Here is a 24025-nt window from a genome sequence, read left to right as displayed (position 1 = left end):
GGCCAAGGCATTACGCAGCGCAGATCGCTCATCGCGTCGCCTCCAACACCCGCGCCGCCGCCCGCACCGCGCCCGCGACATCCCCGTCGGCCGGATACAGCAGGCTGCGCCCGACCACCAGGCCACGCGCGACATCGTGACGCAGCGCCGCTGCCCAGGAGGCGAGGTCGGATTCGGGATCATCCGAGGGCGCGCCACCCAGCACGAGAACGGGCAAGGTGGTGGCGTCGAGCACCGAGACATCGTCGGGCGCGGGAATCTTCAGCCACGTGTACGCGGAGGTGACCCCGAGTCCTGAGGCGACTGTGATCGCGCGTTGCAGAGAAGCCGGATCCTTGTGCATGGCCAGCGCCCCGCTGTGGTCCCGGGCGTACGGCAACGGCTCCACCATGGCCATGAGCCCGTGCTCGGCCAGTTCGGACACCGCGCGGGCGCACGCTTCCAAGGTCGGGATGGTGCCGGGATCCGAATCCACCAGGCGCAGAAGCATTTTCCCGCCGTCGAGGCGATACTTCACCAAGGATTCGGCGTCGTACCCGGTGAATCGGTCGTCGATCTCCCAGTCCGCTCCGGCCAGCCCACCCCGGTTCATGGAACCGATGACGATCTTGTCGTGGACGGCGTCGAGCAGCAGCAGCTCCTCCACGATGTCGGGTGACCCGAGCACCCCGTCCACGGCCGGGTCGGCCAGCGCGATGAGCAGGCGTTCCAGCAGCGTGCGGCGGTCGGCCATGGCGGTGCGGTCCGCGCCGACGCCCAGCGCTCCCCGAGCCGGGTGGTCGGCGGCGACCAGGAACAGGGTCCCGGTGCCCGACAGCAGGTTCGGGCGGCGGCGCCGGTCGGCGTAGGCGCGGTGGATGGCCTCGGGGTCCGTGGCGCGGGTGCGCAGCAGGTCGTACCAGCGCGCGTCGTTCAGGTGCACAGCATCTCCTCGATCTCGGCATCGGTCGGCATGGCGTCCGCGCAGGCCAGCCGGGACGCCACCAGCGCGCCGGCGGCATTGGCGTAGGCGGCGACGCGGTGCGGGTCCCAGCCCGCGAGCAGCCCGTGGATCAGCGCGCCCCCGAAGCCGTCGCCCGCGCCGAGTCCGCACAGCACCCGCACCGGGCACGGCGGCACCGTCCAGCGCTCGGATTCGGTGGCGATGAGCACGCCCTCCGCGCCACGCTTCACCACGGCCAGCCGCACCCCGCGCGCCAGCAGCCGGTCGGCGGCCTCGTCGGGATCGGCGGTGCCGACCGCCACCTGCACCTCGGTCCGATTGCCCACCACCACGTTCACGTGATCGACCATCCAGCCGATCTCGGCGCGCGCGGCGTCCACGTCCGGCCAGAACATGGGCCGATAGTCGAGATCCAGCACGGTGTGCCCGCGCCGAGCCCGGCGTTCGAGGATCGCGCGCTGGGTGGTACGGCCGGGTTCGGCGCTGACGCCGGTGCCGGTCACCCACAGCAGCGGCACGGAATCCACCACATCCCAAGGGATCTCGTCCTCGGTGAGAGTGAGGTCGGGTGCGATGGGCGACCGATAGAACAGGAGCGGCGGGTCGGCGGGCGGGTTCAGTTCGCAGAACACCACCGGCGTCTGGAGCCCGGCCGCCGTCCCGACATACCGGGACGTGACCCCGAACCCCTCCAGCGCGTCGCGGACGAAGTCGCCGAACCCGTCCGGCCCGACCTTGGTCAGCACCGCGGTCCGCCGCCCCAGCCGGGCCGCGGCCACCGCCACATTGGTGGCGGTGCCGCCGAGGAACTTGGCGAAGGTCCGCACCTGCGCGAGCGGCACCCCGCTCTGCTCGGGGTACAGGTCGACGCCGACCCGGCCGATCGTCAGGGCCTCGAGCTCGGTCACGGCACCACCCGCTCCAATTCGTGTTGCAGCGCCTCGAGTTCCGCGCCGCCCGCCATCAACCGGGTCAGCTCGGTGAGGTCGATCTGCGACTTCTCGTAGCTGCCCAGCGCGGACCCGCGTTTGAGCAGCAGGAACCGGTCCCCGACCGGGTAGGCGTGATGCGGATTGTGGGTGATCAGCACGACCCCCAGCCCACGGTCGCGGGCCTGCACCACATACCGCAGCACCACCCCGGCCTGCTTCACGCCCAACGCCGCGGTCGGCTCGTCGAGGATCAGCACCTTGGCCCCGTAGTGCACCGCGCGGGCGATGGCCACGCACTGCCGCTGCCCGCCGGAGAGCGTGCCGACCGGCTGTTCCAGGTCGGGAATATCGATCCCCATGTCCGCCAGCCCTTTTCGGGCGATGTCCTGGGCGCGTTTGCGGTCCAGCAGCTCGAACGGTCCGTAGCGTGTGACCGGTTCGGAGCCGAGTACGAAATTGCGCCACACGCTCATCAGCGGCACGACCGCCAAATCCTGGTACACGGTGGCGATGCCGAGGTCCAAAGCCTCACGGGGCGACGACAATCGCAGCTCGCGGCCCTCGATCCGCAGTTCCCCGCTGTCGTGCTGGTGCACGCCCGCCAGAATCTTGATCAGCGTCGACTTGCCCGCGCCGTTGTCGCCCAGCACGCAAGTGACCTCGCCCGCGTTCACCACCGTCGACACATCGCGCAGCGCGACGACGCCGCCGTAACTCTTTCCGATGCCGACGGTTTCGATCAATGGCACGGTCATCGGCGTACCCTTTCGGCTCGCTTCTTGAATGCGTTGTTGACCAGCACCGCCGAGAACAGCAGCACGCCGAGGAACAACATGAACCAGTCGCTGTTCCAGCCCGCCAGCACGATGCCCTGCCGCGCCATGCCGAAGATGAGCGCGCCCACGGCCGCACCCACTACCGAGCCGAACCCGCCGGTGAGCAGGCAGCCCCCGATCACGGCGGCGATGATGTACTGGAACTCCAGGCCCACACCCTGATTGGCCTGCACGCTGGCGAACCGCATCAGGTTGCACGCGCCCACGATCCAGCCCGCGAACGCGGTGGTCATGAACAGCAGGATCTTGGTGCGGGTGGCGGGCACGCCGACCGCGCGGGCGGTGGGCAGCGAGCCGCCGACCGCGAAGATCCAGTTCCCGAACCGGGTGCGGGTCAGCACGATCGCCGCGACCGCGGTCACTACGATCCACCACACCACCGATGCCTGGACACTGGCGCTGCCGATCCTGGTGGTGGAGGCGAAAACCCAACCGGCGGACTGATATCCGTCCGCCGACCGCACCCCCGACACCTGCACGGTGCCGGTGGCCCAGCGGGTCACGCCGAGGTTCAGGCCCTGCAAGGCCAGGAAGGTGCCCAGCGTGACGATGAAGCTCGGCAGCCCGGTGCGCATCACCACCCAGCCGTTGAGCGCCCCCACCGCGAGCGCGAACACCAGCGACACCGCCAGCGCGAACCAGACGTTCCAGCCGGCGTGCACCGCGAGCAGTCCGGTGATCAGCGCGGTGGAGGCGGTCATCACGCCGGTGGACAGGTCGAACTCCCCGCCGATCATGAGCAGCGCGACGGCCACCGCCATGATGCCGAGCGTGGAGGCGTCGTCCAGCCACGTCGAAATGCCCAGGGGTTTCAAGAATTTGGTGGTGACGATGGTGAAGAACACGAACACCACCACCGCGCCCAGCAGTGCGCCCACCTCGGGGCGGGCCACCAGCCGGTTGAGGATGGCGAGCCGGTCGGGCGGGGCCACCGCGGTCGCCGACTTCTCGGATGTCGTCGTCGTAGTCATGTCGGCGTCTCCCGGCCCGTTCACCGCGTACCCTGGCCGACCAGCGCGGCGTCGGCATCGACGGTGGTCTTGTCCACGAACGCCGGCCCGGTCTGCACCGGATGCCCACCGCCCACGGTATTGAGGTTCGACTTGTACAGCTTCAGCATGACCACGGGCAGATAGCCCTGCTCGTACTGCTGCTGGTCCACCGCGAACAAGAGGTTTCCGGCCCGGATCGCGCTCACCACATCGGAATTCAGGTCGAAGGTGGCCACGGTCGTGGTCGCCTTCGACTCCTTCACCGCGTCCACCGCGCGGGCGGCGATCTGCGAGTTCAGCGTCAGCACCGCGTCGATCGAACGATCGGCTTCGAGCGCGCCCTTGATGCGGGACTGCACATCGGTGGGATTGTTGATGTCGACCTGCAGCGTGGTGGCGGACCCGAAGCCCTGGATCGCGCCCGCGCACCGCTCATTGGCCCCGACATTGCCCGCCTCGTGAATCACGCACAGCATCTTGTGTCTTCCGGCGTCGGCGAGGCGTTTGCCCGCGGCCTCACCGGCCTGGCGTTCGCTCTGGCCGACATGGCCGATGGCCCCGAACTTCGCGCTCTCGGCCTCACCGGAATTGATGGTCACCACCGGAATGCCCGCGGCCACCGCCTTCTCCACCGAGGGCCGCAGCGCGTCCGGATTGGCCATGGACACCACCAGCCCGTCGACGCCCTGCGCGACGGCATTGTCGATGAGCTTGGCCTGCTGGGTCGGATCGCCCGCCGAGTTGTACTCGACCCGGATGCCGAGATCCTTCCCGGCGGCCTCCGCGCCGTTCTTCACCACGTTCCAGAAGGCGTCGCCGGGCGAGCCGTGGGTCACCACCGCCACCGATCGCACGGCGCCGACCGTGACGGGCGCCGCGCCGGGACCGGTGGCGTCGGAACCCGGGCCGCTACAGGCGGCGAGCACGGCCGTGGCGGCCAGCCACGGCGTCAGACGCAGCCGGCGGGGGCGGCGGGGACGGGAGAATGCGGACATCGTCGTCACCTCCCCACTAAATCCGAGCCGAGGCGAGACCGGCGGCGATCCCGGCGAGGTGTCGCAGACTTTGCCGAGCGGCCGCCGTCGGGCCCTCGGCGGTCTCGCCGGGGTGCAGCGCGGTGTCCTGCTCGATCACGTACCAGCCGCGGTAGCCGCCGGCGTGCGCCTCGCGGATCAGGGCGGTGATGTCGACGTCGCCCGCGCCGAGCGGAACGTAGAGACCTCGCTTGACCGCCTCGCTGTATTCCACTGTGCCGCCGCGCACTTCGGCGGCCATCGTCGCGCGGATGTCCTTGAGATGAATGTGCCCGATGCGATCGGGGTGGCGGCGGACCAGTTCGACCGGGTCGGTGCCGCCGATGAGCAGGTGCCCGGTGTCGAGGCAGAGGTCCAGATCGGAGTCGGCGAGAAAGCGCTCCACCTCGGCGGACGTCTCGACGTGGGTGCCCACGTGCGGGTGCAGCACCGGGCGCAGGCCGTGTTCGACGACGATGTCGCCGACGGCGGCCGCGGTCTCGAGGAGTGTGCGCCACTCGCGATCGTCGAGGGGTGTGCGCGCGTCGTAGCCGTGCTCCCCGGTCGCCGCGGCGAGCACCAGCACCTCGGCCCCGGCGGCCGCGAACCGTGCGGCGGCCGAGCGCGCGATCTCCAGGGCGCGACTCGGTTCGCGATGCAGGGTGAGGGCGAGGAAGCCGCCGACCGGCGCAATACCGTAGTCGCGCAGGGTCTTCCGTAGTTCGAGCGGATCGTCCGGTAGGTATCCGGGCGGCCCGAATTCGGTGGCGGACAGGCCGAGGCCCGACATCTGCGCCAGGACGGTGGCCGGGTCGAGGACGTGCCCCCAGCCGGGGACCTCGCAGACTCCCCAGGAGATCGGCGCGGCGGCGATTCGTAATGGACGCAAGGGATGGAGCGGTTCGGTCATCGGCACTTCCCAGACCCGTCGTTGGCCATCGTGGGGCTCACTATTGGAGCGCTCCAACAATGTAACCCGGCTCACTCGGGTGTCAAGATCCCGACATGCGCCGAAAAGTGGCGAGCACGCTCGGAAAACACTGCCTTGCAGGGGGAATCACGAGAACCAGCGGTGACTGAAAAGTCCGATTAGAGCGCTCTATTGCCCCGGCCCGCGGCCACGCGGTAGCGTGCGTCGCATGACTCGACCCACCATGGAGGATGTCGCCGCCCGCGCCGGCGTCTCCCGGGCCCTGGTGTCGCTGGTCATGCGCAACTCCCCCAAGGTCAGCGCCCACCGCCGCGACGCGGTGCTGGCGGCCGCGGCCGAACTCGGCTACCAGCCGCACGCCATGGCCCGCTCGCTGGCCAGCCGCACCTCCAATATCGTCGGCGTCATGGTGTCGGACCTGCGCAATCCCTTCTTCGCCGACGTGGTCGAGGGCATGGACCAGGCCGCCCAGGAGGACGGGCTCGAACTCATCCTCAATACCGGCCGCCGCAGCGCGGGCCGCGAACGCGCCGCCCTGGAGAGCCTGCTCGCCTTCCGCCCGGGCGGGGTGATCCTGCTGTCACCGGTGCTGCCCGCCGCCGCCATCCGCGACGCGGCCGCGCGCTGCCCGGTAGTGCTGGTCTCGCGCACCTCCACCAGCACCGCGGTCGACACCGTCAACGACGACGGCGAACTCGGCGCGGCGCTGGCCGTGGATCACCTTGTCACACTGGGCCATCGGCGCATCGTGCACTTGGACGGCGGGGCAGCCTTCGCGGCCCCACCGCGCCGCAAGGGCTACACCGCCGCCATGGCCCGCTACGGCCTCGAACCCATGGTGATCCCGAGCGAGCACACCGACACCGCAGGCGCGGCCGCCGTCCGCAAACTGCTGAACATATTCTCCCCCAGCACTTTTCCCACGGCACTGGTGTGCGGCAACGACTTCAACGCCGTGGGCGCGGCCGCCGCGCTCGAAGAGGCGGGTCTGCGTGTGCCCGAGGACGTTTCGATCGTCGGCTACGACAACACCTCGCTCGCGGCGCTGCGGCACGTCGCACTCACCACCATCGACCAGCCGCGCAATCGCATCGGGCGGCTGGCCCTCACGGCACTGACCGAACGCCTGCGCGAAGGCCGCACCGAGCCGGTCCGCCAGCGCCTCGAGCCGTCCCTGGTCGTCCGCTCCACCACCGCCCCACCCCGAGTCTGACCCCGCACCGCGACTGACAGGAGCTCCGCCATGTCCCCGATCACTGTGGGCCTCGCCGGCACCGGCCGCATCGGAACCTCCCACGCCGAGACCCTCGCGACCCTGCCGGGCGTGGCCCGGGTCATCGTCACCGACGCCGACGCCGAGCGCGCCCGAGCCACCGCCGACAAGCTCGGGCTGGAATACGCGCCCGACATCGACGCGCTGGTCGACGCCGGGATCGACGGCCTGGTCGTCGCCACCGCCACCGACTCGCATCCGGCCCTGATCACCGCCGCCGTCGACCGCGGCATCCCGGTCTTCTGCGAAAAGCCCATCGCCGCCGACATTCTGGGCACGCTGCGCGTGGTCGAGCACCTCGAGCGCTCCGAGGTCCCGGTCCAGATCGGCTTCCAACGGCGCTTCGACGCCGGATACCGGGCCGCCCGCGCCGCCATCGCCGCCGGGAACCTGGGCTGGATCCACACGCTGCGGGCCACCACCCTGGACCCCGCGCCCCCGCCCGCGGACTACATTCCGCGCTCGGGCGGGCTGTTCCGTGATTGCGGCGTCCACGATTTCGACATCATCCGCTGGGTCACCGGGCGCGAGGTGGTCGAGGTTTTCGCCACCGGCGCCAATCGCGGGGAGGCGTTCTTCGCCGAGTCCGGCGACGTCGACACCGCCGCGGTGGTGCTGCGCCTCGACGACGGCTGCCTGGCCAATGTCTCGCTCAGTCGCTACAACGGCGCGGGCTACGACGTGCGGCTGGAGGTGCTCGGCTCGACCGGCAACGCCATCGTCGGCCTCGACGAGCGCGCCCCGCTGCATTCGGTGGAACCCGGCTACCCGCCCTCGGCGCTGCCGGTCTATCCGGGCTTCATGGACCGCTTCCACGGCGCCTACGTCGAGGAGCTCGCGACCTTCGTGGGCGTGGTCACCGGGAAGCTGGCCAATCCGTGCCCGCCCGCGGACGCCCTGGAGGCCTTCTATATCGCCGAGGCCTGCGAACTGTCCCGGCATCGGGGCACCCCGGTGCGACTGGCCGACATCCGCCGCTGATCGGGAGCCGCCGCCGAAACTTCGGCTATCGCGCGGGCCCACTCGCCGTTTACCCTCTGTGTGCCCGGTGATCACAGCGGGACCACCGAACGAGAGTTATTGGCATGAGCGGCAATTCGATACCACCGGGCTATCACCCACAGGACGAGCTGTGGACGCAGGACACGGTGGTCTTCGACGCGGTGCAGGACGACGAGGGAGAACCGCCCTCGAACCGCCCCGGCGGACTGGCCGGATTGCTGGGCGGAACCCAGACCACGCGGTACGTGATCATCGGTCTGACCGCGACAATTGCGGTGTCGTTGCTCGCCATCGTGGGCCTGCTCGTCTCCGGCCACAGCAGCTGGGAGGCCGCCCCGAACGCCGCCAAGACCACCGCCCCGACCCGGGTCCTGGTCACCACCTCCGTGCGGCCGACCCCGACCACCGCCGCCCAGGAAGCCGACGTCACGACCGCGCCCGAGCGGACCACCACCACGACGACGAGCTCGACCACGACCACCACCACGACGACGACCACCACGGTCAGTCCGGTCGTCGGCATCCAGATGCCCTGCGAGCAGGTCGGCATGACCGCCACGACCTCCGACGGCACCGTCCTGACCTGCGACGCCACCGGCGGGGCGAGCCCGCACTGGCTGCCCATCACCCGGCCCGCGATCGGATCCCCGTGCAATGCGGGCGAAGCCGGCAGCTTCGGCTACACCAGCGGCGGCAGCCAGCTGGTCTGCACCCGCCGCCCCGGCGGCAGCTCGACCCCGTCGTACGTGTGGGACAGCCCCGGCACCCTGACCTCGGGCAAGCACGAGCCCGGCCAGGTCTGCAATCTCAAGAAGGATGGCATCGCCCAGTCCTCGAGCGGCCGGGCCGTCTACTGCCTGCCCGCCGACAACAGCAACAGCCCGATCGGGGTGTGGAAGCAGGTGTACTGACCGCGGCGGTCAGCTCACCAGCAAACCGACGGCGAGCCCGGTCATCACGAGCGCGATCAGCGAGTCCAGCACCCGCCACGCCTTGGGCTTCGCGAAGACCGGGGCCAGCAGGCGCGCGCCGAAACCCAGCGACAGGAACCAGATCAGGCTGCCCGCGATGGCGCCCGCGGTCAGGAACCAGCGGTCCGGGGTGGCGTAGGTATTGGCGAAGGAGCCCAGCAGCACCACCGTGTCCAGGTAGGCGTGCGGATTGAGCCAGGTGACGGCCAGGCAGGTGGCGATGGCCGCGCCCAGCGCGATCGGGGCGCCGCCGCCCGCCGACAGCGCCGACGCGGACAGCGCGCGCTTGGCGGCGAGCACCGCGTAGCCGAGCAGGAAGGCCGCGCCCGCGTACTTCGCGACGGTCATGACCATCGGCGCGGAATTCACGATCGCGCCGAAGCCCGCGACGCCGAGCGTCATGAGCACCACATCGGAGCCGATGCACACCGCGACCACCGGCAGAACGTGTTCGCCGCGGATCCCCTGTCGCAGGACGAAGGCGTTCTGCGCGCCGATCGCCATGATGAGGGAGAGTCCGAAGCCGAGTCCCGAGATGGCCGCCAGGGCCGCCGATGATGCGTTCACCCTTCGAAAGTAGGCAACCGTCCAGCACCAGGCCAGCTAAAGATTCTGAGGTGCCATTAGAATCTCTTACCGTGGATCTGCAGCTCGACCAATTGCGCGCCCTCGACGCGGTCATCGGGGAAGGCACCTTCGACGCGGCCGCCCGCAAACTCAGTGTCACACCCTCGGCAATCAGCCAGCGCATCAAGGCGCTGGAGGACGCGGCGGGCCGCATCCTGGTGCAACGCACCAAACCGGTGCAGCCCACCGAATCCGGACTGGCCGTACTGCGCCTGGCCCGGCAGATCCAGTTGCTCACCGGCGACACCGCCCGCGAACTCGGCGAGGCGCATCAGCCCGCCGATCGGCCGGTGGTCATTCCCATCGCCGTGAACGCCGACTCACTGCACACCTGGGTGGTGGCCGCGCTCGGCCGGGCCAATGCGATCCAGCCCGGCGCGACGGGACTCTCGTTCGAGATCCATCGCGAGGACGAGGAGCACACCACCCGCCTGCTGCGCGACGGCACCGTGATGGCGGCCATCACCTCCACCGCCGCACCCGTACAGGGCTGTACCGTGCGGCGGCTGGGAGCCATGCGCTATCGCCCGATGGCCCATCCCGAGTACGCCCGCACCTGGTTTCCCGACGGCGCGAATGCGAAGGCGTTCGCACACGCGCCCGTGGTGCTCTTCGATCGCAAGGACGATCTGCAGTTCCGCCTGGTCCGCCACTACACTCGCAAGCCGGTGGATCCGCCGCGTCATTACATCCCGTCCTCGGCCGCGTTCAACGACGCCGTGCGCGCGGGACTGGGCTGGGGCATGATCCCCGACCTGATGATTCGACCCGAGGACGGCCTGGTTCCACTGGACGACAAGGTCTTCGTGGACGTGCCGCTGTACTGGCAGCAATGGCGACTGGATTCACCCGCCCTGACAGTCGTCGCCACGACCATAGCCGAGGCCGCGGCGCAATCGCTGCTGTGATAGGACACTGTTCTTGTGATCGGACACAAGGGGATTCATTGTGCGTGACCCGGGGTAATAGATGACGTGGGCGGAACCGGATGCAATAGTCGGAGGCATTGCGTTCAGCCAGGAAGGAATTTCGTTGTCCCAAATTGTGCGCGGCGTTGTCGCTCGCTCGAAGAACGCGCCCGTCGAAGTCACCGAGATCGTGGTCCCGGACCCGGGTCCCGGCGAAGCCGTGGTCCGGGTGCAGGCCTGCGGTGTCTGCCACACCGATCTGCATTACCGCGAGGGCGGCATCAACGACGAATTCCCGTTCCTGCTAGGGCACGAGGCCGCCGGCATCGTGGAATCGGTGGGCGAGGGCGTCACCGATGTGGAGCCCGGCGATTTCGTCATCCTGAACTGGCGCGCGGTCTGCGGTTCGTGCCGCGCCTGCCGGAAGGGCAAGCCCCAGTACTGTTTCGACACCTTCAATGCCGCCCAGCCGATGACGCTGACCGACGGCACCCCGCTCACCCCGGCCCTGGGCATCGGCGCGTTCGCCGAGAAGACCCTGGTCCACGCCGGGCAGTGCACGAAGGTGGACCCGAGCGTGTCCCCCGCCGCCGCGGGCCTGCTGGGCTGCGGCGTGATGGCGGGCCTGGGCGCGGCCATCAACACCGGCGGCGTGAGCCGCGGTGACTCGGTCGCGGTCATCGGCTGCGGCGGTGTCGGCAATGCCGCCATCGCGGGCGCCAAGCTGGCGGGCGCGACCACCATCATCGCCGTCGACATCGACGAGCGGAAGCTGGAGTGGGCCACCGGTTTCGGCGCCACCCATACCGTCAACGCCGCCAAAGAGGATGCGGTGGAACGGGTTCAGGAACTCACCGACAGCTTCGGCGCGGACGTGGTGATCGACGCCGTGGGCCGTCCGGAGACCTGGAAGCAGGCGTTCTACGCGCGCGATCTGGCCGGCACCGTGGTGCTGGTCGGCGTGCCGACCCCGGATATGACGCTCGAGATGCCGCTCATCGACTTCTTCTCACGCGGTGGGTCGTTGAAGTCCTCCTGGTACGGCGACTGCCTGCCCTCGCGCGACTTCCCGTACCTGATCGAGCTCTACAAGCAGGGCCGCCTGGACCTGGACGGGTTCGTCTCGGAGACCATCGCGCTCGACGAGGTGGAGGCCGCCTTCACCAAGATGCATCACGGTGACGTGCTGCGCTCGGTGGTGGTGTTCTGATGGCGCACATCGACCACGCGGTGACCGTCGGCACCTTCTCCCTCGACGGCGAGACCTTCGACGTCGACAACAACGTGTGGGTGGTGGGCGACGATCTGGAGTGCGTCGTCATCGACGCCCCGCACAATGTCGAGGCGATTCTCGACGTGATCGGCACCCGCGAGGTGAAGGCCATCCTGGTCACCCACGCGCACGACGACCACGTCCGGGTCGCGCCCGAATTGGCCAGGGCCACCGGCGCTCCGATCCTCATGCACCCCGAGGACATGGTGCTGTGGCAGCAGACCCACCCGCAGGTCAGCCCCGACGGCGAGCTGGCGGACAAGCAGATCATCGCGGTCGGCGGCACCGAGCTGTACGTGCTGCACACGCCGGGCCACGCGCCGGGTTCGGTCTGCTTCTACTCCCCCGACCTGGGTGCGGTGTTCACCGGTGACACGCTGTTCCACGGCGGTCCGGGTGCGACGGGCCGGTCGTACTCCGATTTCGGCACCATCGTGGAGTCGATCGCGGACCGGCTGCTGACCCTGCCGCCGGAGACCCTGGTGCACACCGGCCACGGCGAATCCACCACCATCGGCGCGGAACTCCCGCACCTGGAGGAGTGGCGCGCCCGGGTCGGCTGATCCTTCGGCAGTGGTCCGGGGCCGGTCACCCGCGCAGACCGGACCGGATCACTGCCGGAGCCCCTAATCCGTCCCCCAAAGCGGCGGAGCGCTTCTCGTTTCCAGGATTTTCCGGACGATTCCGCGCCTAGAGTTGTCCATGAGAAAACTGACAGCCGTTCTGGCGCTGGCCTCCCTTCCCCTGCTCGCGGTGGGCTGTTCCGTGTCCACCGGTTCCTCGTCCGTGAGCAAGAGCGATGTCCAGACCAAGGCCTCGAGCTTCTACAAGGACAAGGCGCACGAGGACGCGAAATCGGTGTCCTGCGACGGAAGTCTGGCCGCGAAGGTCGATGCCACGCAGACCTGCACCGTCACCGCGGCCGACGGCCAGAACTGGGTGATCGACACCAAGGTCACCAAGGTCGACGGCAGCGACGTCTACTACGACCTGACCTTCGCCGACGCCTACGTCGCCCCCGATGACGTGGCCTCCACCATCGCCGACACCTACCGTCAGAAGTTCGGCACGTCGCCTCAGTCCTCCACCTGCAACGGCCTGCTACGCGGCGCCACCGGCGCCTCCATCCGCTGCGTCGTGACCGAGAACGACGGCACCCGCTGGGGTTTCACCGCCAAGACCACCAATGTGGAAGGCACCAAGGTCAACTACGACATGATCGTCGACGACCAGCCCCTCCCGTAATCCCGGAAATCCGAATCGATCCCGGCCCGAGTACCCGAACTCCGGTCGTCCCGCCGGGTCTACCGGCACGTGTACAGGGTCGCGTCGGCGAGTTCGGCCACCACGTCCGAGATGTCGCCGCGGGCGCGAAAGGCGTTGAGCTGCCGACGCGCTCCATTGCCGCGGGATAGGAGGGCGGCGATCGTGTCCGTGACGAAGGGAAGGTCGCCCAGGTGTTCCAGGGCGGGCTGGATGAGGGTGACGAAGTGGTCGAGCAGTTCGGGGACCTGGATCGGGCGGCCGGTGACGGGGTCGATCACGGTGCCGTCCAGGCCTTCGTGCGCGGCGCGCCAGTAGGCCGCGCGGAGCGCGGGTTCCGGGACCGGGGGCCGGGGTTCGGCGGTGCGCGCGGTCATGGCGGCGGCGCGGACCAGGGTCGCCAGGAGGGCGGACTCCTCGACGGTGGCGGGGACGTCGCTGACTCGCACCTCGACCGTCGGGAACGTGGACGAGGGGCGGACGTCCCAGTAGATCATCTTGCGGTCGAGGATCACGCCCAGCGCCAGCATGGATTCCACCGCTGCCTCGTACTCCGCGACCGACGCGAAGTAGGGCGGCGGGCCGGCGCTGGGCCAGCGCCGCCACATGATGTTGCGCCAGCTGGCGTAGCCGGTTTCGCAGCCGCGGTAGATGGCGGAGTTGGCGGTCAGGGCCAGCAGGACCGGCAGCCAGGGGCGCAGGAAGTTGCTGACCCGCAGGGCTTCGGCACGGCCGGGGACGGCGACGTGCACGTGGCAGCCGCACAGGCCCTGTTCGCGGGCGAGCCTGCCGAATCGTTCGGCGATGCGGCTGTAGCGCGGGGTACTGGTGATGGCCAGCTCCTCGGGGACCGAGGGCGGCACCGCGGCGGCCAGCAGCAGCGCGTCGTTCTTCTCGGCGCAGGCGGCCGCGCCGCGCCGGAGCTCCCGCAGTTCCCGGAGCAGGTCGTCGGTGGTGGTGTGCACGCGGGTGCTGGTCTCGACCTGGCAGCGCATGATCTCCAGTTGCAGGTCCATCCCGAGGTCGGCCGCGGTCCGGGCGACGTCGGCGTTCTTGCCGACCGGCGCGCCGGTGCGCGGATCCACGAGAAGGAACTCCTCTTCGACTCCGACCGTAGGCGGGGATTCCACATCCGGTGGATACCTCACCGGCGCGGGTCCACACCTGTCGGAGCGGTCTCTCCGGGTCACCCCTACCAGTGTCCAGGTTGCCCCGGATTGTCGGTGGGCGGGGTCACACTGTCGTCATGGCATACGACGAGGAGCTGGCCGACCGGATCCGCGACGCACTCGGGCCCGACGTGGCCCACGTGGTCGAGAAGAAGATGTTCGGCGGCCTGGCGTTTCTGGTGGGCGGCAATATGGCCGTCGCGGCCAGCGGCAAGGGCGGGCTGCTGGTGCGCGCCGACCCGGACACCGCCGGGGACTTGCTGCGGGCCGGTGCGGTCGAGCCCATGGAGATGGGCGGCAAGAAGATGACCGGGTGGCTGCGCGTCACGGCCGAGACGGTCACCGACGACGACGCCCTCGACGAGTGGGTGCGCCACGGGGTCGGCTACGCCAAGACGCTGCCGCCGAAATAGCCGCGAGGCAGATCTGTGCCGCGCGACACAGCGGGGACGTCGCCGTGTCCAGCTTCACCCAATTATGAGCCGCCACAACAGGTTCGCCGCGACTTGTCATTCCGTCTTTACACCGCACCACCGTGCGGAAACCTGTGTCGCGCACTGTGGTGAACATGAGGCAAACCGAGATACATGCATTGGCATGCGAGGTCTGTGGTCGCCTGCCCCACCCCACGCGTACCCGGCTGGCATTGGCCAAGCTCGCCGCGGTCTTTCCCGTCGAACTGGCCCTGCACGCCCTGGTCATCCATCTCGAGCTGCCGTACGTGGCGACGGTGGCGATCCTGGCGGTGACCGCGACCATCCTGGTCATCTGGGTGGTCGAGCCGGGGGCGATGCGGTACCTGAGCCGCTGGCTGCACGCCCCGGAACTGCGGCACCGGCACCGCCTCGACAGTGCCGAGCGACTCTGGCGCATCCGGGTGCGCCTGGACAACAAGCCCGGCCGATTGGAACTGCTGGCCAAGCAGCTGGCCGACCGGCGGGCCAATATCCTCGCCATGCACGTGCACCATCTCGAGAACGGCGTGCTCGACGAACTGGTGGTCTCCACCCCCGCGGAGGTGCTGCCGCAGCGGCTGACCCACGCGGTCGCCAAGGCGGGTGGCGTGGCGATCGGCATCTGGCCCGCGTCGGCGCTGACCCTGGTCGACGGCCAGACCAGGGCGCTGGGCCTGGCCGGGCGGGTGGCCGCCGATCCGGGTGAGCTGCCCCTGGCCATCGCGGAACTGCTGGGCGCGCAATACCTTCCGGATCCCGATCCGGCCCGCGTGCCCGGTGGCACGCTGCTCGAAGTCGAGGCCGAATCCGACCGTGCGGCCATGACCTTCCTGCGTACCGGGGAGCCGTTCACGCCCGCCGAGGTGGCCCGCGCGCACCGGCTCATCGACCTCGCGGTGGTCGCTTCCCGCCAGCCGTAACCGTCTCGCCCTGCGGATTTCCCTTGCGCGATCCAGCTTTCGGCCACTCGGACCGAGAACCAGCGGCGTTTCGCGGACGCGTACGCCGGTGATCCCGATTTCGTGGTGCCGCGGGTCGTGGCCCAGCGCGGGGACGTGATCGTCTCGGAGTGGCTGGACGGGATTCCGCTGTCGCGCTTGATCACCACCGGCGCGCGGGCCGAGCGGGACGGGGTGGGCATGCTGGCGGTCCGGTTCTTCTGGTCGTCCGCGCCGAAGTCGGGCCTGCTGTACGGCGACCCGCATCCGGGCAATTTCCGGGCCCTGCCCGGCGGCCGTCCGGGTGTGGTGGATTTCGGGGCGTGCTCGGTCTGGCCGCCCGCGCAGTTCCCGGCGCTGGTGCACGATCTGGCCGACGCGTTCATCCACGGGGCACCACGGGTCCGATGCGAGCGGAGATCCTGCGCTGGTCACCGGAATTGAGCGCGGCGATGGATCGCTGCGCACCCACCCCTTGATCACTGTCCCAGACAGATCTACGCTGGAGCGATGGGCGCAGAGCGGCTTTCGGCTCCGGACCACGAGGTCGTGGTGATCGGTGCGGGCCCGGGCGGGATCGCCGCCGGGGTCGAGCTGAAGCGGGCGGGGGTGCGCGACTTCGTGATCCTGGAGCGCGCCGACGAGGTCGGCGGCATGACCGCGGCCCAAGCGGTGCGCGCCCTCTCCGAGGCGCGGCGGCGCGGCGCGACCTGTGTGGCCGTGCGTCAGGACGCGCACGACGCCTATGACCGCCGCGTCTACCGGCACGGCGCGGCCATGCGCTACTACCTGGCCGAACTGAACGCGCATGTGCCGACCTACTACCGCGATTCGCAGGGCGACTCGACGTACATCCGGCCCACCGGGTTCTTCTCCGCGCGCCGGGCGCATCACCGATTCCCGTTCTCGGACTACGACTTCGACCGTCTGCCCGCCTGACCGTTCCCGCTCTCGAGGATCCGTGCCCATGATCGAACTGCCGAAATCGGTCCGGATCGCGCTCGGCGCGACCGGCTACGGCATCAGCGACCGCCGTCTCGCACCGGCCGTCACCGGTTCCGTGATCCTGGTAACCGGGGCCTCCTCGGGCGTCGGGCGCGCCACCGCGCTGCGGCTCGCCGCCAATGGTGCGACCGTGCTCGCGGTGGCCCGCAGGGCGGCCCGGCTCGAGGAACTGTGTACGGAGACGGCGGATTCCCCGGGCCGGGTGTACGCCTATCCGGCGGACCTGTCCGACACCGATGCCTGCGCCGCGCTGATCGAGCGGGTGCTCGCCGATCACGGGCGGGTGGACGTCTTCGTCAACAACGCGGGCAAGTCGATTCGCCGCTGGCTCTCCGATTCCCTGGACCGCTGGGACAATATCGACGACACCGCCCGTATCAACTTCCTCGGCCCCGCGCGGCTGGTCATGAGCCTGCTGCCGTCCATGCGGGCCCGGCGGCAGGGCCACATCGTGAACATCAGCACCGCCGGAGTGCACGGCCCCGGTGTGGGCTGGACCGCCTATATCGCGTCGAAGTCGGCGTTCAATTCCTGGATGCGCGGCGCCGCACCGGAATTGCGGGCCGACGGCATCGACGTCACCACGGTGCACCTGCAATTGGTGCGCTCGGAGATGCTCGGCCCCTATCGGATCTACCGCTACACCCCGAGCATGTCGACGGAGGAGGCGGCGAGCCTGGTGTGCCGGGCGATCGTGGACCGCCCCTTGGCGATTCGCCCGTGGTGGGAACGGGTGAGCGCGCCCCTGTCGTACGCGCTCGACAGTTCCCCGGCGGCGCAACGCATGCTGACGCTGTACGCGAAGGCCGGGAACTGGAACAACCGTCCGGTGGATTGGGCCGGTCCGCTCGGCCGCCTGGAACGCACGGTCAATCTGCTCGACGACGCGGTCACGGTGGCCGGGTGGATTCCGGCCAGCGGCGTGCTGGAACAGCTGCCTCCGACCCGGATTCCCCAGCTGGCCATGGCATTACGCGACGGAGTCGGACTGGCTACGGCGCTGTCGCTGTTCGCGGCGCGGTTCCCGGACCGGCCCGCCATGGTCGACGACGACGGCCCGATCACCGCGGCCGAGCTGGATCGGCAGGTGCGGCAGCTGGCGGCGGCGCTACGAGCGCGCTGGAAGATCGGGCGCGGGCAGCGGGTCGGGGTGCTGTGCCGCAACCATCGCGGATTCGTACTGGCGGCCTACGCGGCCGCGCGGCTCTCGGCGGATCTGGTGCCGTTGAACTACGGTTTCGCCGGGCCGCAGATCGGCGAGGTGCTCGAGCGCGAACGCGTCGAATTGCTGCTCTACGACGGCGAATTCCACGACGAGATCGAGAAGGCAGGATACGGCGGACGGCGTGTGGTGGTCCGGGGCGCGGCCGGTGGCCTGCCGACGGTGGCGGAATTGGTGTCGGCGGGTGGACCGCCGGTGCGCGAGCCCGCGTCCGGGGGCACGCTGATCCTGCTCACCGGCGGAACGACCGGGGTGCCCAAAGGCGCGCCGCGCACCTTCGGCGGAGGCCCGGCCGGATCGTTGAGCCCGCGCATGCTGCTGACCGTCGGCGATCTCGCAAGGGTCGCGCCGATCCCACGTCTGGGTCAGCCCATGGTGATCGCGCCGCCGCTGCATCACACCTACGGGTTCCTGGCCACCGCCGGTGCGTTCCTGCTCGGTTCGACCGTGGTCGTGCACGAGCGTTTCGATGCCGAGACCCTGCTCGCCGATATCGAGCGGCATCGCGCGCAGATCGTGTGCGTGGTGCCGACCATGCTCGGCCGGGTGATGGCGCTGCCGCCCGAGGTGCGCGGCGGCCACGATCTGTCGAGCCTGCGCATGATGGTGTGCGGGGCCGCTCCCCTGCCACCGTGGCTGGCCACCGCGTTCCAAGACGAGTTCGGCGAGGTGCTGTTCAACGGCTACGCCTCCACCGAGACCGGCGCCGGAACCTTCGCCACACCCGCGGATCTGCGGGCCGCGCCCGGCACCGTGGGCCGCCCGCTCGCCGGGATCGTGGACATCCGCATCGTCGACGGCGACGGCCGCGAACTGCCCGCCGGTGTCACCGGGCGGATCGTCAACAAGAACCCGAGCATGTTCCATGGCTACAGCGACGGCCGGACCAAGGAGATGGTCGGACAGCACATGGACTCCGGCGATCTCGGCCATTTCGACGCCGAGGGCAGGCTGTTCGTGGACGGCCGTTCCGACGACATGATCGTCTCCGGCGGGGAGAACGTCTTCCCGCAGGAGGTCGAGGCGGCGCTGCTGGCGCATCCGGCGGTGGCCGACGCGGGTGCGGTCGGGGTGCCCGACGACGATTTCGGGCAGCGGCTCGTCGCGGCCGTCGTGCTGGAGCCCGGAGCGCGGGTGGACGCCCGCACCTTGCAGCGGCACATCAAGATGACGCTGGCCGGGTACAAGGTGCCGCGGGACATCGTCTTCGTCCCGGAACTGCCGCGCACCACCGCGGGCAAGTTACGGCGGCAACAACTTCCGGCGATCGTCGATGCACAATGGGGCGCATGACGCAGCGACAGAATGTCTCCTCCGGCGCGGAGTGGGAACCGATCGTGGGCTATTCGCGCGCGGTCCGGGTCGGCCCGTGGATCTCGGTCGCGGGAACCACCGCGGTCGATCCGGACGGCGGCGCGGTGGGCGGAAACGATATCGCCGAGCAGACTCGGGAAGCCTTGCGCCGAATTGTGGCCGCGCTGGCGGAAGTCGGTGCGACACCCGAGAATGTCGTCCGCACCCGTATTTTCGTCACCGATATCTCCCGCTGGGAAGAGGTCGGCAGGGCGCACGGCGAAGTGTTCGCGGCGATCCGCCCGGCGGCGACAATGGTCGAAGTGAGCAGCCTGATCGATCCCGCGCTGCTGGTCGAGATCGAGGCCGACGCGATCGTGCCGTAAAACGCTCGAGCACATCGCTTTTCAGCCGCGCAAGCCCTCGATTTCGTGCCGCAGAACATCCAGGAGTTTCTCGGGGTTATCGAATTCCGCTGGGTCGATGGGTGTTCCGAAGTGGATGGTAACTGGATGGTGGCGGTTGAATCGGCGGCCGGTGTTCCCGCGGCGCATGGGTAGCACCCCGTCGGTGCCGGTCGTGGCGACCGGGATGATCGGAACACCGGTCGCCATGGCCAGCGTCGCAACGCCCGGTTTGTACGGTTCGCGCTCGCCGGCCGGGACCAGACGGCCCTCCGGGTAGATGATGAGCACGCCGCCGAAGCGCAGCACCTGCGCCGCGCGGCTCACCGCGGTGCGCCCGGAGTCGGGGTCGCGCCGGACCACCGGAATATGGCCCAGCAGCCGCACCAGCCGTCCGACGACCGGCCAGGTCCACAGCTCGGCCATGGCGATGGCCACCGCGCGCCGCCGCAGCGCACCCCACAGAAAGACCGCGTCGAGCAGGGAGATGTGGTTGCTCGCGATGATCACCGGCCCGGTCGCGGGCACCCGATCGCGGCCGAGCACGGTGACGTGGACGAAGCGCGACCAGGCCAGGGCGCGCAGGATCCGGCGGACCAATTGCGTTGTGAGCCAAGCACGTTTGCCCAATCCGTGGGGTCGTCGTGCGTCGGCGATCATGGCTCTCCCGGATCAATGGTTGTGACAACGGTTTTCATCCTCGTTCGGTAACCGATCGGAGAACACCGCAGAACTACTCAGTCACAACCACGTATTTCGAGAAATGGCCTATGGCTATCAAGATATTTTGGGCGTAGCCTGGTGGTTGCTGTACTCACGGCAATATCACACCGAAAATTCCGAGAAGGTCGTGTGCTGCCATGGTCGGAAACTGGTGGCGTAACACCGTTCTGCTTCAACTGCGTAGATCACCGGCGAACGCCGCGGTGCTTTTCGTCGTGGCGGATGACGGGACCCCGGTCATCACCTTCCCGAGACTCCATTGGGGGGTGGTGGCGATCGCTTCCGCGGCAGTTCTGTTCTTCGGCATCATGGTCGCAATGTTGGTGAGCCTCGCCTATTTCGACGAGCCCACCAGCACCGTGCCGAATGCTCCGGCATCCTGTGAACCGTTCTGCGGCACACCGACACCCTAGAGTGGTTGCCTCGCCACACCCACGAACGTTCGACTCCCCGGTCATTCCGATCGGTACTGTCTCGAATGCCGGAGTTGGCTCCGGCGAAATGGAGTCATGACACGTGGGAGAGCGAATGAGGTTCTGGAAGGTCTCAGCCGTTTGCCTCGTCGCGGCGGTCACCGCGGTGGCCGCCGGTTGCGGAACCAAGTCGGACGACAAAGCTACCGGTTCGGACGACGTGCGCACGATAGCCAAGGAAGCCTATACATACGGCTTTCCGATGGTCGACATGTACCGCATCGAGAATTCGTATGTGGTGGACAAGAACAGCAGCCAGTACATGGGCGGCTGGAACGAGCTGCACAGCATCGCCCGGGTATTCACCCCGGCGGACACGGCGGTCCAAACGCCCAATTCGGACACACCGTACTCGTTCCTGGTCGCTGACCTGCGGACCGAGCCGCTGGTGCTGACCGTGCCTCCGATCGAGGAGAAGCGCTACTACTCGGTCCAGTTCATCGACAACTACACCTACGTCTATGACCTGCTCGGGAGCCGGACCACCGGGAACGGCGGCGGCACTTACCTGCTCGCCGGTCCCGGCTGGAAGGGCGACAAGCCGGCTGGGGTGGACAAGGTCATCACCTCGGCGACCGACTTCTCGATGGTGCTGTACCGGACCCAGTTGTTCGATCCGGCCGATCTGGACAACGTCAAGAAGATCCAGTCCGAGTATCAGGTGAAGCCGCTGTCGTCGTTCGAGAACAAGGCGACGCCGGCCGCCGCGCCGACGGTCGACTTCATCAAGCCGCTGACGCCGGAGGAAGAGCAGACCTCGCTCGACTTCTTCAAGGTCCTCAACTTCACCCTGAAGTACGCGCCGGTCCAGCCGAACGAGAAGGAGCTGCGCGAGCGGTTCGCGAAGATCGGCATCGGCCCGGACGGCGATTTCGATCCCGCGAAGCTGAGTGCCGATGACCGTAAGGCCTTCCAGGACGGCATGGCCGACGCCTGGTCGGACCTGCACAACTTCCAGAAGAACGAGCTGGAGACCGGCAAGGTGAATTCTGGTCAGCTGTTCGGGTCCGCCGAGCAGCTGAAGGGGAACTACCTGTACCGCTTCGCCGGCGCGGTCATGGGCATCCTGGGCCTGCCGGGCGCGGAGGCCATGTACTTCCCGCTCACCAATGACACCACGGGCGCGAAGCTGAACGGCGCCAACAACTACACCCTCACCTTCCCCGACGGGAAGCTCCCGCCGGTGAAGGCGTTCTGGTCGGTGACCATGTACAAGTTGCCGGAGATCCTGCTGGTGGAGAATCCGATCAACCGCTACCTGATCAATTCGCCGATGCTGCCGAACCTGGTGCGCAACCCGGACGGCGGGATCACGCTCTACCTGCAGCAGACGTCGCCCGGCGCGGACAAGGAGGCCAACTGGCTGCCCACTCCCCCCGGTGATTTCGAGATGATCCTGCGGACCTACTGGCCCGAGCAGGCCATCTCGGATGGCAGCTGGACCCCGCCGAAGGTGACCAAGGCCTAGGCCCGGTCGTCCGACGGGAACGACAGAGTGACAACGGTGCTGCCGGGCGAGGACTCGATCACGGGCCTCGCACCGTGCAGCGCCGTCACCTGTGCCACGATGGCCGGCCCGAGGCCTTGGCCGGGAGTGGAACGTGCCGCGGAGGCCCGGTAGAAGCGGTCGAAGACATGCGGCAGATCGTCGGGTGGGATGTGTCCCCCACCGCCACGGTGACCTGCCGCAGGCGGATACTGCACTTATAACGTGTACAAACCACCCGCCACGTGGCGGGACCGATCCGCGGGGGGGAACTGCGATGACACGGTTCGATCTGGTGATTCGCGGGGGCACGGTGTACGACGGGACGGGCGGGCCCGGGGTGCGGGCCGATGTCGGGGTGACGGAAGGCCAGGTGACCGTCATCGAGGGCGGCGGGTTGCCCGACGGGGAGCGGACGGTCGACGCCACCGGCAAATGGGTGATGCCCGGCATGCTGGACGTGCACACCCACTATGACGCCGAGGTGCTGGGCAGTCCCGGCCTGGGCGAATCGGTGCGGCACGGTGTCACCACGGTCGCGCTCGGCAACTGCTCGCTGTCGACGGTGTACTCCGAGGCCGAGGACTGCGCAGACCTGTTCGCGCGCGTCGAGGCGCTGCCGTGGGACGCGGTGCACTCGGCGGTCAAGGAGCACAAGGACTGGGACGACCCGCAGTCGTACCGGAAGTCGCTCGCCGACCGGCCGCTCGGCGCGAATGTCGCCGCCTTCCTGGGACATTCGGATATGCGCGTGACGGTCATGGGCCTGGGCCGGTCGGTGGACGCGCAGGCGCGCCCGACACCCGCTGAACTGCACCGCATGTGCGCCATGCTGGAGGCGGCGCTGGACGCCGGATTCCTGGGGCTGTCCACGATCCGTAGCTCGTTCTCGAAGCTGGAGGGGGTGCGGTTCCCGACCCGGCAGCTGCCGTCCACGTACGCGACGTGGCGGGAGTACCGGGCGCTGAACGCCGTGCTGCGGCGGCGCGGCCGGGTGCATCAGAGCACCCCGAACCTGACCAGCCGCGCCGAACTGGTGAACTACTTCGCGCAGAGCGCGGGCCGGTTCCGCGCGCCGCTCAAGACGACGCTCATCGCGGGCATGGACGTGAAGGCCGACCGCACCACCGCGCGGGCCGCCATGGCGTCGGCGTGGATCGCGAATACCGTTGGCGGAGCACGGTTCCGGTGGCAGCATCTGCCGGTGCCGTTCGAGGTGTACGCCGACGGGGTGGATCTGGTGGTGTTCGAGGAGTTCGGTTCCGGCAGCGCCGCGCTCAATATCCGGGACGCCATGAAGCGCGGCGAACTCCTCGCCGACGAGGACTACCGCCGACGGTTCCGCAAGGACCTGGCCAAGAAGTACGGGCCGCGGGTCTGGAACCGCGACCTCTACGACGCCGTGATCGTCGCCTGCCCCGACGCGGACGTGGTCGGGAAGTCGTTCGGCGCGGTCGCCGACGAACGCGGCATCGATCCGGCCGACGCCATGCTGGATCTGACGGTGGAGCACGGCCCGGCATTGCGGTGGCGCACCGTCATCGCCAATGACCGCGAGGAGGTGCTGGACCGGCTGCAGCGCTCGCCCATGATGCAGGTCGGGTTCGCCGATTCCGGTGCGCACCTGCGGAATATGGCGTTCTACAACTTCGGGGTGCGGATGCTGGAGCGGGCGCATCAGCGCGGGTTCCTGCCGATCGAGACCGCGATCCACCGGCTCACCGGCGAGCTCGCCGATTGGTACAGCCTGGACGCCGGGCGCCTGCGGGTCGGCGGGCGCGCCGATATCGCGGTCGTCGATCCGGCGGGGTTCGACGGCGCGTCCAGCGCGTACGCCGAAGCGCCGTTCCCCGGGGTCGCGGGGTTGCGGCGCATGGTCAATCGCAATGACCG

General features: G+C 69.0%; 26 protein-coding genes. 16 read left to right on the top strand and 10 right to left on the bottom strand.

Annotated elements, in window-relative coordinates; genetic code table 11:
• Positions 1-28: 28 nt before the first annotated feature.
• Genes ACFV4K_RS15315 through ACFV4K_RS15290 form a run of 6 tightly spaced genes read right to left on the bottom strand, consistent with a single transcriptional unit; the run spans position 29 to position 5626 of the window.
• Complete coding sequence (locus tag ACFV4K_RS15315) at positions 29-922, bottom strand: aldolase (protein ID WP_379275283.1); 894 nt, start codon at positions 920-922, stop codon at positions 29-31.
• Complete coding sequence (gene iolC / locus ACFV4K_RS15310; protein ID WP_379275281.1) at positions 913-1851, bottom strand: 5-dehydro-2-deoxygluconokinase; 939 nt, start codon at positions 1849-1851, stop codon at positions 913-915. The genes ACFV4K_RS15315 and iolC overlap by 10 nt, the downstream gene beginning before the upstream one ends.
• Positions 1848-2630, bottom strand: coding sequence for an ATP-binding cassette domain-containing protein (locus ACFV4K_RS15305; RefSeq protein WP_379275279.1), 783 nt, complete (start codon positions 2628-2630; stop codon positions 1848-1850). Before ACFV4K_RS15305 ends, iolC begins: the two co-directional genes overlap by 4 nt.
• Positions 2627-3682 carry an ABC transporter permease gene (locus ACFV4K_RS15300; protein WP_379275277.1) on the bottom strand — a complete coding sequence of 352 codons (1056 nt, stop codon included), beginning with the start codon at positions 3680-3682 and terminating at the stop codon, positions 2627-2629. Before ACFV4K_RS15300 ends, ACFV4K_RS15305 begins: the two co-directional genes overlap by 4 nt.
• Positions 3683-3702: 20 nt before the next feature.
• On the bottom strand, positions 3703-4698 hold the full coding sequence (locus ACFV4K_RS15295; protein WP_379275275.1) for a sugar ABC transporter substrate-binding protein: 996 nt from the start codon (positions 4696-4698) through the stop codon (positions 3703-3705).
• A 16-nt stretch (positions 4699-4714) separates the two neighbouring features.
• Complete coding sequence (locus ACFV4K_RS15290) at positions 4715-5626, bottom strand: TIM barrel protein (RefSeq protein WP_379275273.1); 912 nt, start codon at positions 5624-5626, stop codon at positions 4715-4717.
• A gap of 229 nt (positions 5627-5855) precedes the next feature.
• Here ACFV4K_RS15290 and ACFV4K_RS15285 point away from each other — a divergent pair, with 229 nt between their 5' ends.
• The 3 genes from ACFV4K_RS15285 to ACFV4K_RS15275 all read left to right on the top strand — a co-directional run bounded on the left by ACFV4K_RS15285 (position 5856) and on the right by ACFV4K_RS15275 (position 8833).
• Positions 5856-6860 (top strand): LacI family DNA-binding transcriptional regulator, encoded by a 1005-nt coding sequence (locus ACFV4K_RS15285; protein ID WP_379275271.1) that lies wholly within the window; start codon positions 5856-5858, stop codon positions 6858-6860.
• Between the two features lie 30 nt (positions 6861-6890).
• Positions 6891-7901: a Gfo/Idh/MocA family oxidoreductase gene (locus ACFV4K_RS15280; protein WP_379275269.1), complete on the top strand. Its 1011-nt coding sequence runs from the start codon at positions 6891-6893 to the stop codon at positions 7899-7901.
• A 104-nt stretch (positions 7902-8005) separates the two neighbouring features.
• Complete coding sequence (locus ACFV4K_RS15275) at positions 8006-8833, top strand: hypothetical protein (protein WP_379275267.1); 828 nt, start codon at positions 8006-8008, stop codon at positions 8831-8833.
• A gap of 9 nt (positions 8834-8842) precedes the next feature.
• On the opposite strand, the gene ACFV4K_RS15270 is transcribed toward ACFV4K_RS15275, so the two are convergent.
• Positions 8843-9397 (bottom strand): LysE/ArgO family amino acid transporter, encoded by a 555-nt coding sequence (locus ACFV4K_RS15270; RefSeq protein WP_379275306.1) that lies wholly within the window; start codon positions 9395-9397, stop codon positions 8843-8845.
• Positions 9398-9531: 134 nt separating this feature from the next.
• Here ACFV4K_RS15270 and ACFV4K_RS15265 point away from each other — a divergent pair, with 134 nt between their 5' ends.
• From ACFV4K_RS15265 to ACFV4K_RS15250, 4 genes are all read left to right on the top strand, one after another.
• Positions 9532-10428, top strand: coding sequence for a LysR family transcriptional regulator ArgP (locus ACFV4K_RS15265; protein ID WP_379275266.1), 897 nt, complete (start codon positions 9532-9534; stop codon positions 10426-10428).
• Between the two features lie 124 nt (positions 10429-10552).
• A complete protein-coding gene (locus tag ACFV4K_RS15260; protein ID WP_379275264.1) occupies positions 10553-11638 on the top strand; it encodes an S-(hydroxymethyl)mycothiol dehydrogenase in 1086 nt (361 codons plus the stop codon).
• Positions 11638-12264 carry an MBL fold metallo-hydrolase gene (locus tag ACFV4K_RS15255; RefSeq protein ID WP_379275262.1) on the top strand — a complete coding sequence of 209 codons (627 nt, stop codon included), beginning with the start codon at positions 11638-11640 and terminating at the stop codon, positions 12262-12264. Before ACFV4K_RS15260 ends, ACFV4K_RS15255 begins: the two co-directional genes overlap by 1 nt.
• Positions 12265-12403: 139 nt before the next feature.
• Positions 12404-12946, top strand: coding sequence for a DUF4333 domain-containing protein (locus tag ACFV4K_RS15250; protein WP_379275260.1), 543 nt, complete (start codon positions 12404-12406; stop codon positions 12944-12946).
• Positions 12947-13005: 59 nt separating this feature from the next.
• Here ACFV4K_RS15250 and ACFV4K_RS15245 read toward each other — a convergent pair whose 3' ends face one another.
• Complete coding sequence (locus ACFV4K_RS15245; protein WP_379275258.1) at positions 13006-14094, bottom strand: glutamate--cysteine ligase; 1089 nt, start codon at positions 14092-14094, stop codon at positions 13006-13008.
• 116 nt (positions 14095-14210) lie between these two features.
• Here ACFV4K_RS15245 and ACFV4K_RS15240 point away from each other — a divergent pair, with 116 nt between their 5' ends.
• The 6 genes from ACFV4K_RS15240 to ACFV4K_RS15215 all read left to right on the top strand — a co-directional run bounded on the left by ACFV4K_RS15240 (position 14211) and on the right by ACFV4K_RS15215 (position 19432).
• On the top strand, positions 14211-14546 hold the full coding sequence (locus ACFV4K_RS15240) for a TfoX/Sxy family protein (RefSeq protein WP_379275257.1): 336 nt from the start codon (positions 14211-14213) through the stop codon (positions 14544-14546).
• A 155-nt stretch (positions 14547-14701) separates the two neighbouring features.
• Positions 14702-15508 (top strand): amino acid-binding protein, encoded by an 807-nt coding sequence (locus ACFV4K_RS15235; protein ID WP_379275255.1) that lies wholly within the window; start codon positions 14702-14704, stop codon positions 15506-15508.
• Between the two features lie 30 nt (positions 15509-15538).
• Positions 15539-15970 carry an AarF/UbiB family protein gene (locus ACFV4K_RS15230; RefSeq protein ID WP_379275305.1) on the top strand — a complete coding sequence of 144 codons (432 nt, stop codon included), beginning with the start codon at positions 15539-15541 and terminating at the stop codon, positions 15968-15970.
• 66 nt (positions 15971-16036) lie between these two features.
• Complete coding sequence (locus ACFV4K_RS15225; protein WP_379275253.1) at positions 16037-16465, top strand: FAD-dependent oxidoreductase; 429 nt, start codon at positions 16037-16039, stop codon at positions 16463-16465.
• A 28-nt stretch (positions 16466-16493) separates the two neighbouring features.
• Positions 16494-19046, top strand: a complete 2553-nt coding sequence (locus ACFV4K_RS15220) for an SDR family NAD(P)-dependent oxidoreductase (protein WP_379275252.1) — start codon at positions 16494-16496, stop codon at positions 19044-19046.
• On the top strand, positions 19034-19432 hold the full coding sequence (locus ACFV4K_RS15215) for a RidA family protein (protein ID WP_379275250.1): 399 nt from the start codon (positions 19034-19036) through the stop codon (positions 19430-19432). Before ACFV4K_RS15220 ends, ACFV4K_RS15215 begins: the two co-directional genes overlap by 13 nt.
• Before the next feature lie 21 nt (positions 19433-19453).
• Here ACFV4K_RS15215 and ACFV4K_RS15210 read toward each other — a convergent pair whose 3' ends face one another.
• Positions 19454-20110, bottom strand: coding sequence for a lysophospholipid acyltransferase family protein (locus tag ACFV4K_RS15210; protein ID WP_379275249.1), 657 nt, complete (start codon positions 20108-20110; stop codon positions 19454-19456).
• 200 nt (positions 20111-20310) lie between these two features.
• Here ACFV4K_RS15210 and ACFV4K_RS15205 point away from each other — a divergent pair, with 200 nt between their 5' ends.
• Positions 20311-20586, top strand: a complete 276-nt coding sequence (locus tag ACFV4K_RS15205; protein WP_379275248.1) for a hypothetical protein — start codon at positions 20311-20313, stop codon at positions 20584-20586.
• Positions 20587-20701: 115 nt separating this feature from the next.
• Entirely contained in the window at positions 20702-22114 is a 1413-nt protein-coding gene (locus ACFV4K_RS15200; protein ID WP_379275247.1) for a DUF1254 domain-containing protein, read from the top strand.
• On the opposite strand, the gene ACFV4K_RS15195 is transcribed toward ACFV4K_RS15200, so the two are convergent.
• Positions 22111-22350 (bottom strand): ATP-binding protein, encoded by a 240-nt coding sequence (locus tag ACFV4K_RS15195; protein ID WP_379275245.1) that lies wholly within the window; start codon positions 22348-22350, stop codon positions 22111-22113. The two genes, ACFV4K_RS15200 and ACFV4K_RS15195, sit on opposite strands and share 4 nt — an antisense overlap.
• Before the next feature lie 59 nt (positions 22351-22409).
• Between ACFV4K_RS15195 and ACFV4K_RS15190 the strand changes: the two genes are divergently transcribed.
• On the top strand, positions 22410-24025 hold a 1616-nt coding region (locus tag ACFV4K_RS15190; protein WP_379275244.1), incomplete at its 3' end, for an amidohydrolase family protein.

The sequence above is a fragment of the Nocardia sp. NPDC059764 genome (assembly GCF_042732555.1).
GTDB lineage: Bacteria > Actinomycetota > Actinomycetes > Mycobacteriales > Mycobacteriaceae > Nocardia.
The sequence above is the reverse complement of the archived record's forward strand: the minus strand, read 5'-3'. Positions and strand labels throughout refer to the sequence as shown.

Bases quoted from the DNA above. Each gene is read 5' to 3' on its own strand.
- ACFV4K_RS15305 (WP_379275279.1), bottom strand. From the start codon at position 2,630: ATGACCGTGCCATTGATCGAAACCGTCGGCATCGGAAAGAGTTACGGC.
- ACFV4K_RS15300 (WP_379275277.1), bottom strand. From the start codon at position 3,682: ATGACTACGACGACGACATCCGAGAAGTCGGCGACCGCGGTGGCCCCG.
- ACFV4K_RS15295 (WP_379275275.1), bottom strand. From the start codon at position 4,698: ATGTCCGCATTCTCCCGTCCCCGCCGCCCCCGCCGGCTGCGTCTGACG.
- ACFV4K_RS15290 (WP_379275273.1), bottom strand. From the start codon at position 5,626: ATGACCGAACCGCTCCATCCCTTGCGTCCATTACGAATCGCCGCCGCG.
- ACFV4K_RS15285 (WP_379275271.1), top strand. From the start codon at position 5,856: ATGACTCGACCCACCATGGAGGATGTCGCCGCCCGCGCCGGCGTCTCC.
- ACFV4K_RS15280 (WP_379275269.1), top strand. From the start codon at position 6,891: ATGTCCCCGATCACTGTGGGCCTCGCCGGCACCGGCCGCATCGGAACC.
- ACFV4K_RS15275 (WP_379275267.1), top strand. From the start codon at position 8,006: ATGAGCGGCAATTCGATACCACCGGGCTATCACCCACAGGACGAGCTG.
- ACFV4K_RS15270 (WP_379275306.1), bottom strand. From the start codon at position 9,397: ATGGCGATCGGCGCGCAGAACGCCTTCGTCCTGCGACAGGGGATCCGC.
- ACFV4K_RS15255 (WP_379275262.1), top strand. From the start codon at position 11,638: ATGGCGCACATCGACCACGCGGTGACCGTCGGCACCTTCTCCCTCGAC.
- ACFV4K_RS15250 (WP_379275260.1), top strand. From the start codon at position 12,404: ATGAGAAAACTGACAGCCGTTCTGGCGCTGGCCTCCCTTCCCCTGCTC.
- ACFV4K_RS15240 (WP_379275257.1), top strand. From the start codon at position 14,211: ATGGCATACGACGAGGAGCTGGCCGACCGGATCCGCGACGCACTCGGG.
- ACFV4K_RS15235 (WP_379275255.1), top strand. From the start codon at position 14,702: ATGAGGCAAACCGAGATACATGCATTGGCATGCGAGGTCTGTGGTCGC.
- ACFV4K_RS15225 (WP_379275253.1), top strand. From the start codon at position 16,037: ATGGGCGCAGAGCGGCTTTCGGCTCCGGACCACGAGGTCGTGGTGATC.
- ACFV4K_RS15220 (WP_379275252.1), top strand. From the start codon at position 16,494: ATGATCGAACTGCCGAAATCGGTCCGGATCGCGCTCGGCGCGACCGGC.
- ACFV4K_RS15215 (WP_379275250.1), top strand. From the start codon at position 19,034: ATGGGGCGCATGACGCAGCGACAGAATGTCTCCTCCGGCGCGGAGTGG.
- ACFV4K_RS15210 (WP_379275249.1), bottom strand. From the start codon at position 20,110: ATGATCGCCGACGCACGACGACCCCACGGATTGGGCAAACGTGCTTGG.
- ACFV4K_RS15205 (WP_379275248.1), top strand. From the start codon at position 20,311: ATGGTCGGAAACTGGTGGCGTAACACCGTTCTGCTTCAACTGCGTAGA.
- ACFV4K_RS15200 (WP_379275247.1), top strand. From the start codon at position 20,702: ATGAGGTTCTGGAAGGTCTCAGCCGTTTGCCTCGTCGCGGCGGTCACC.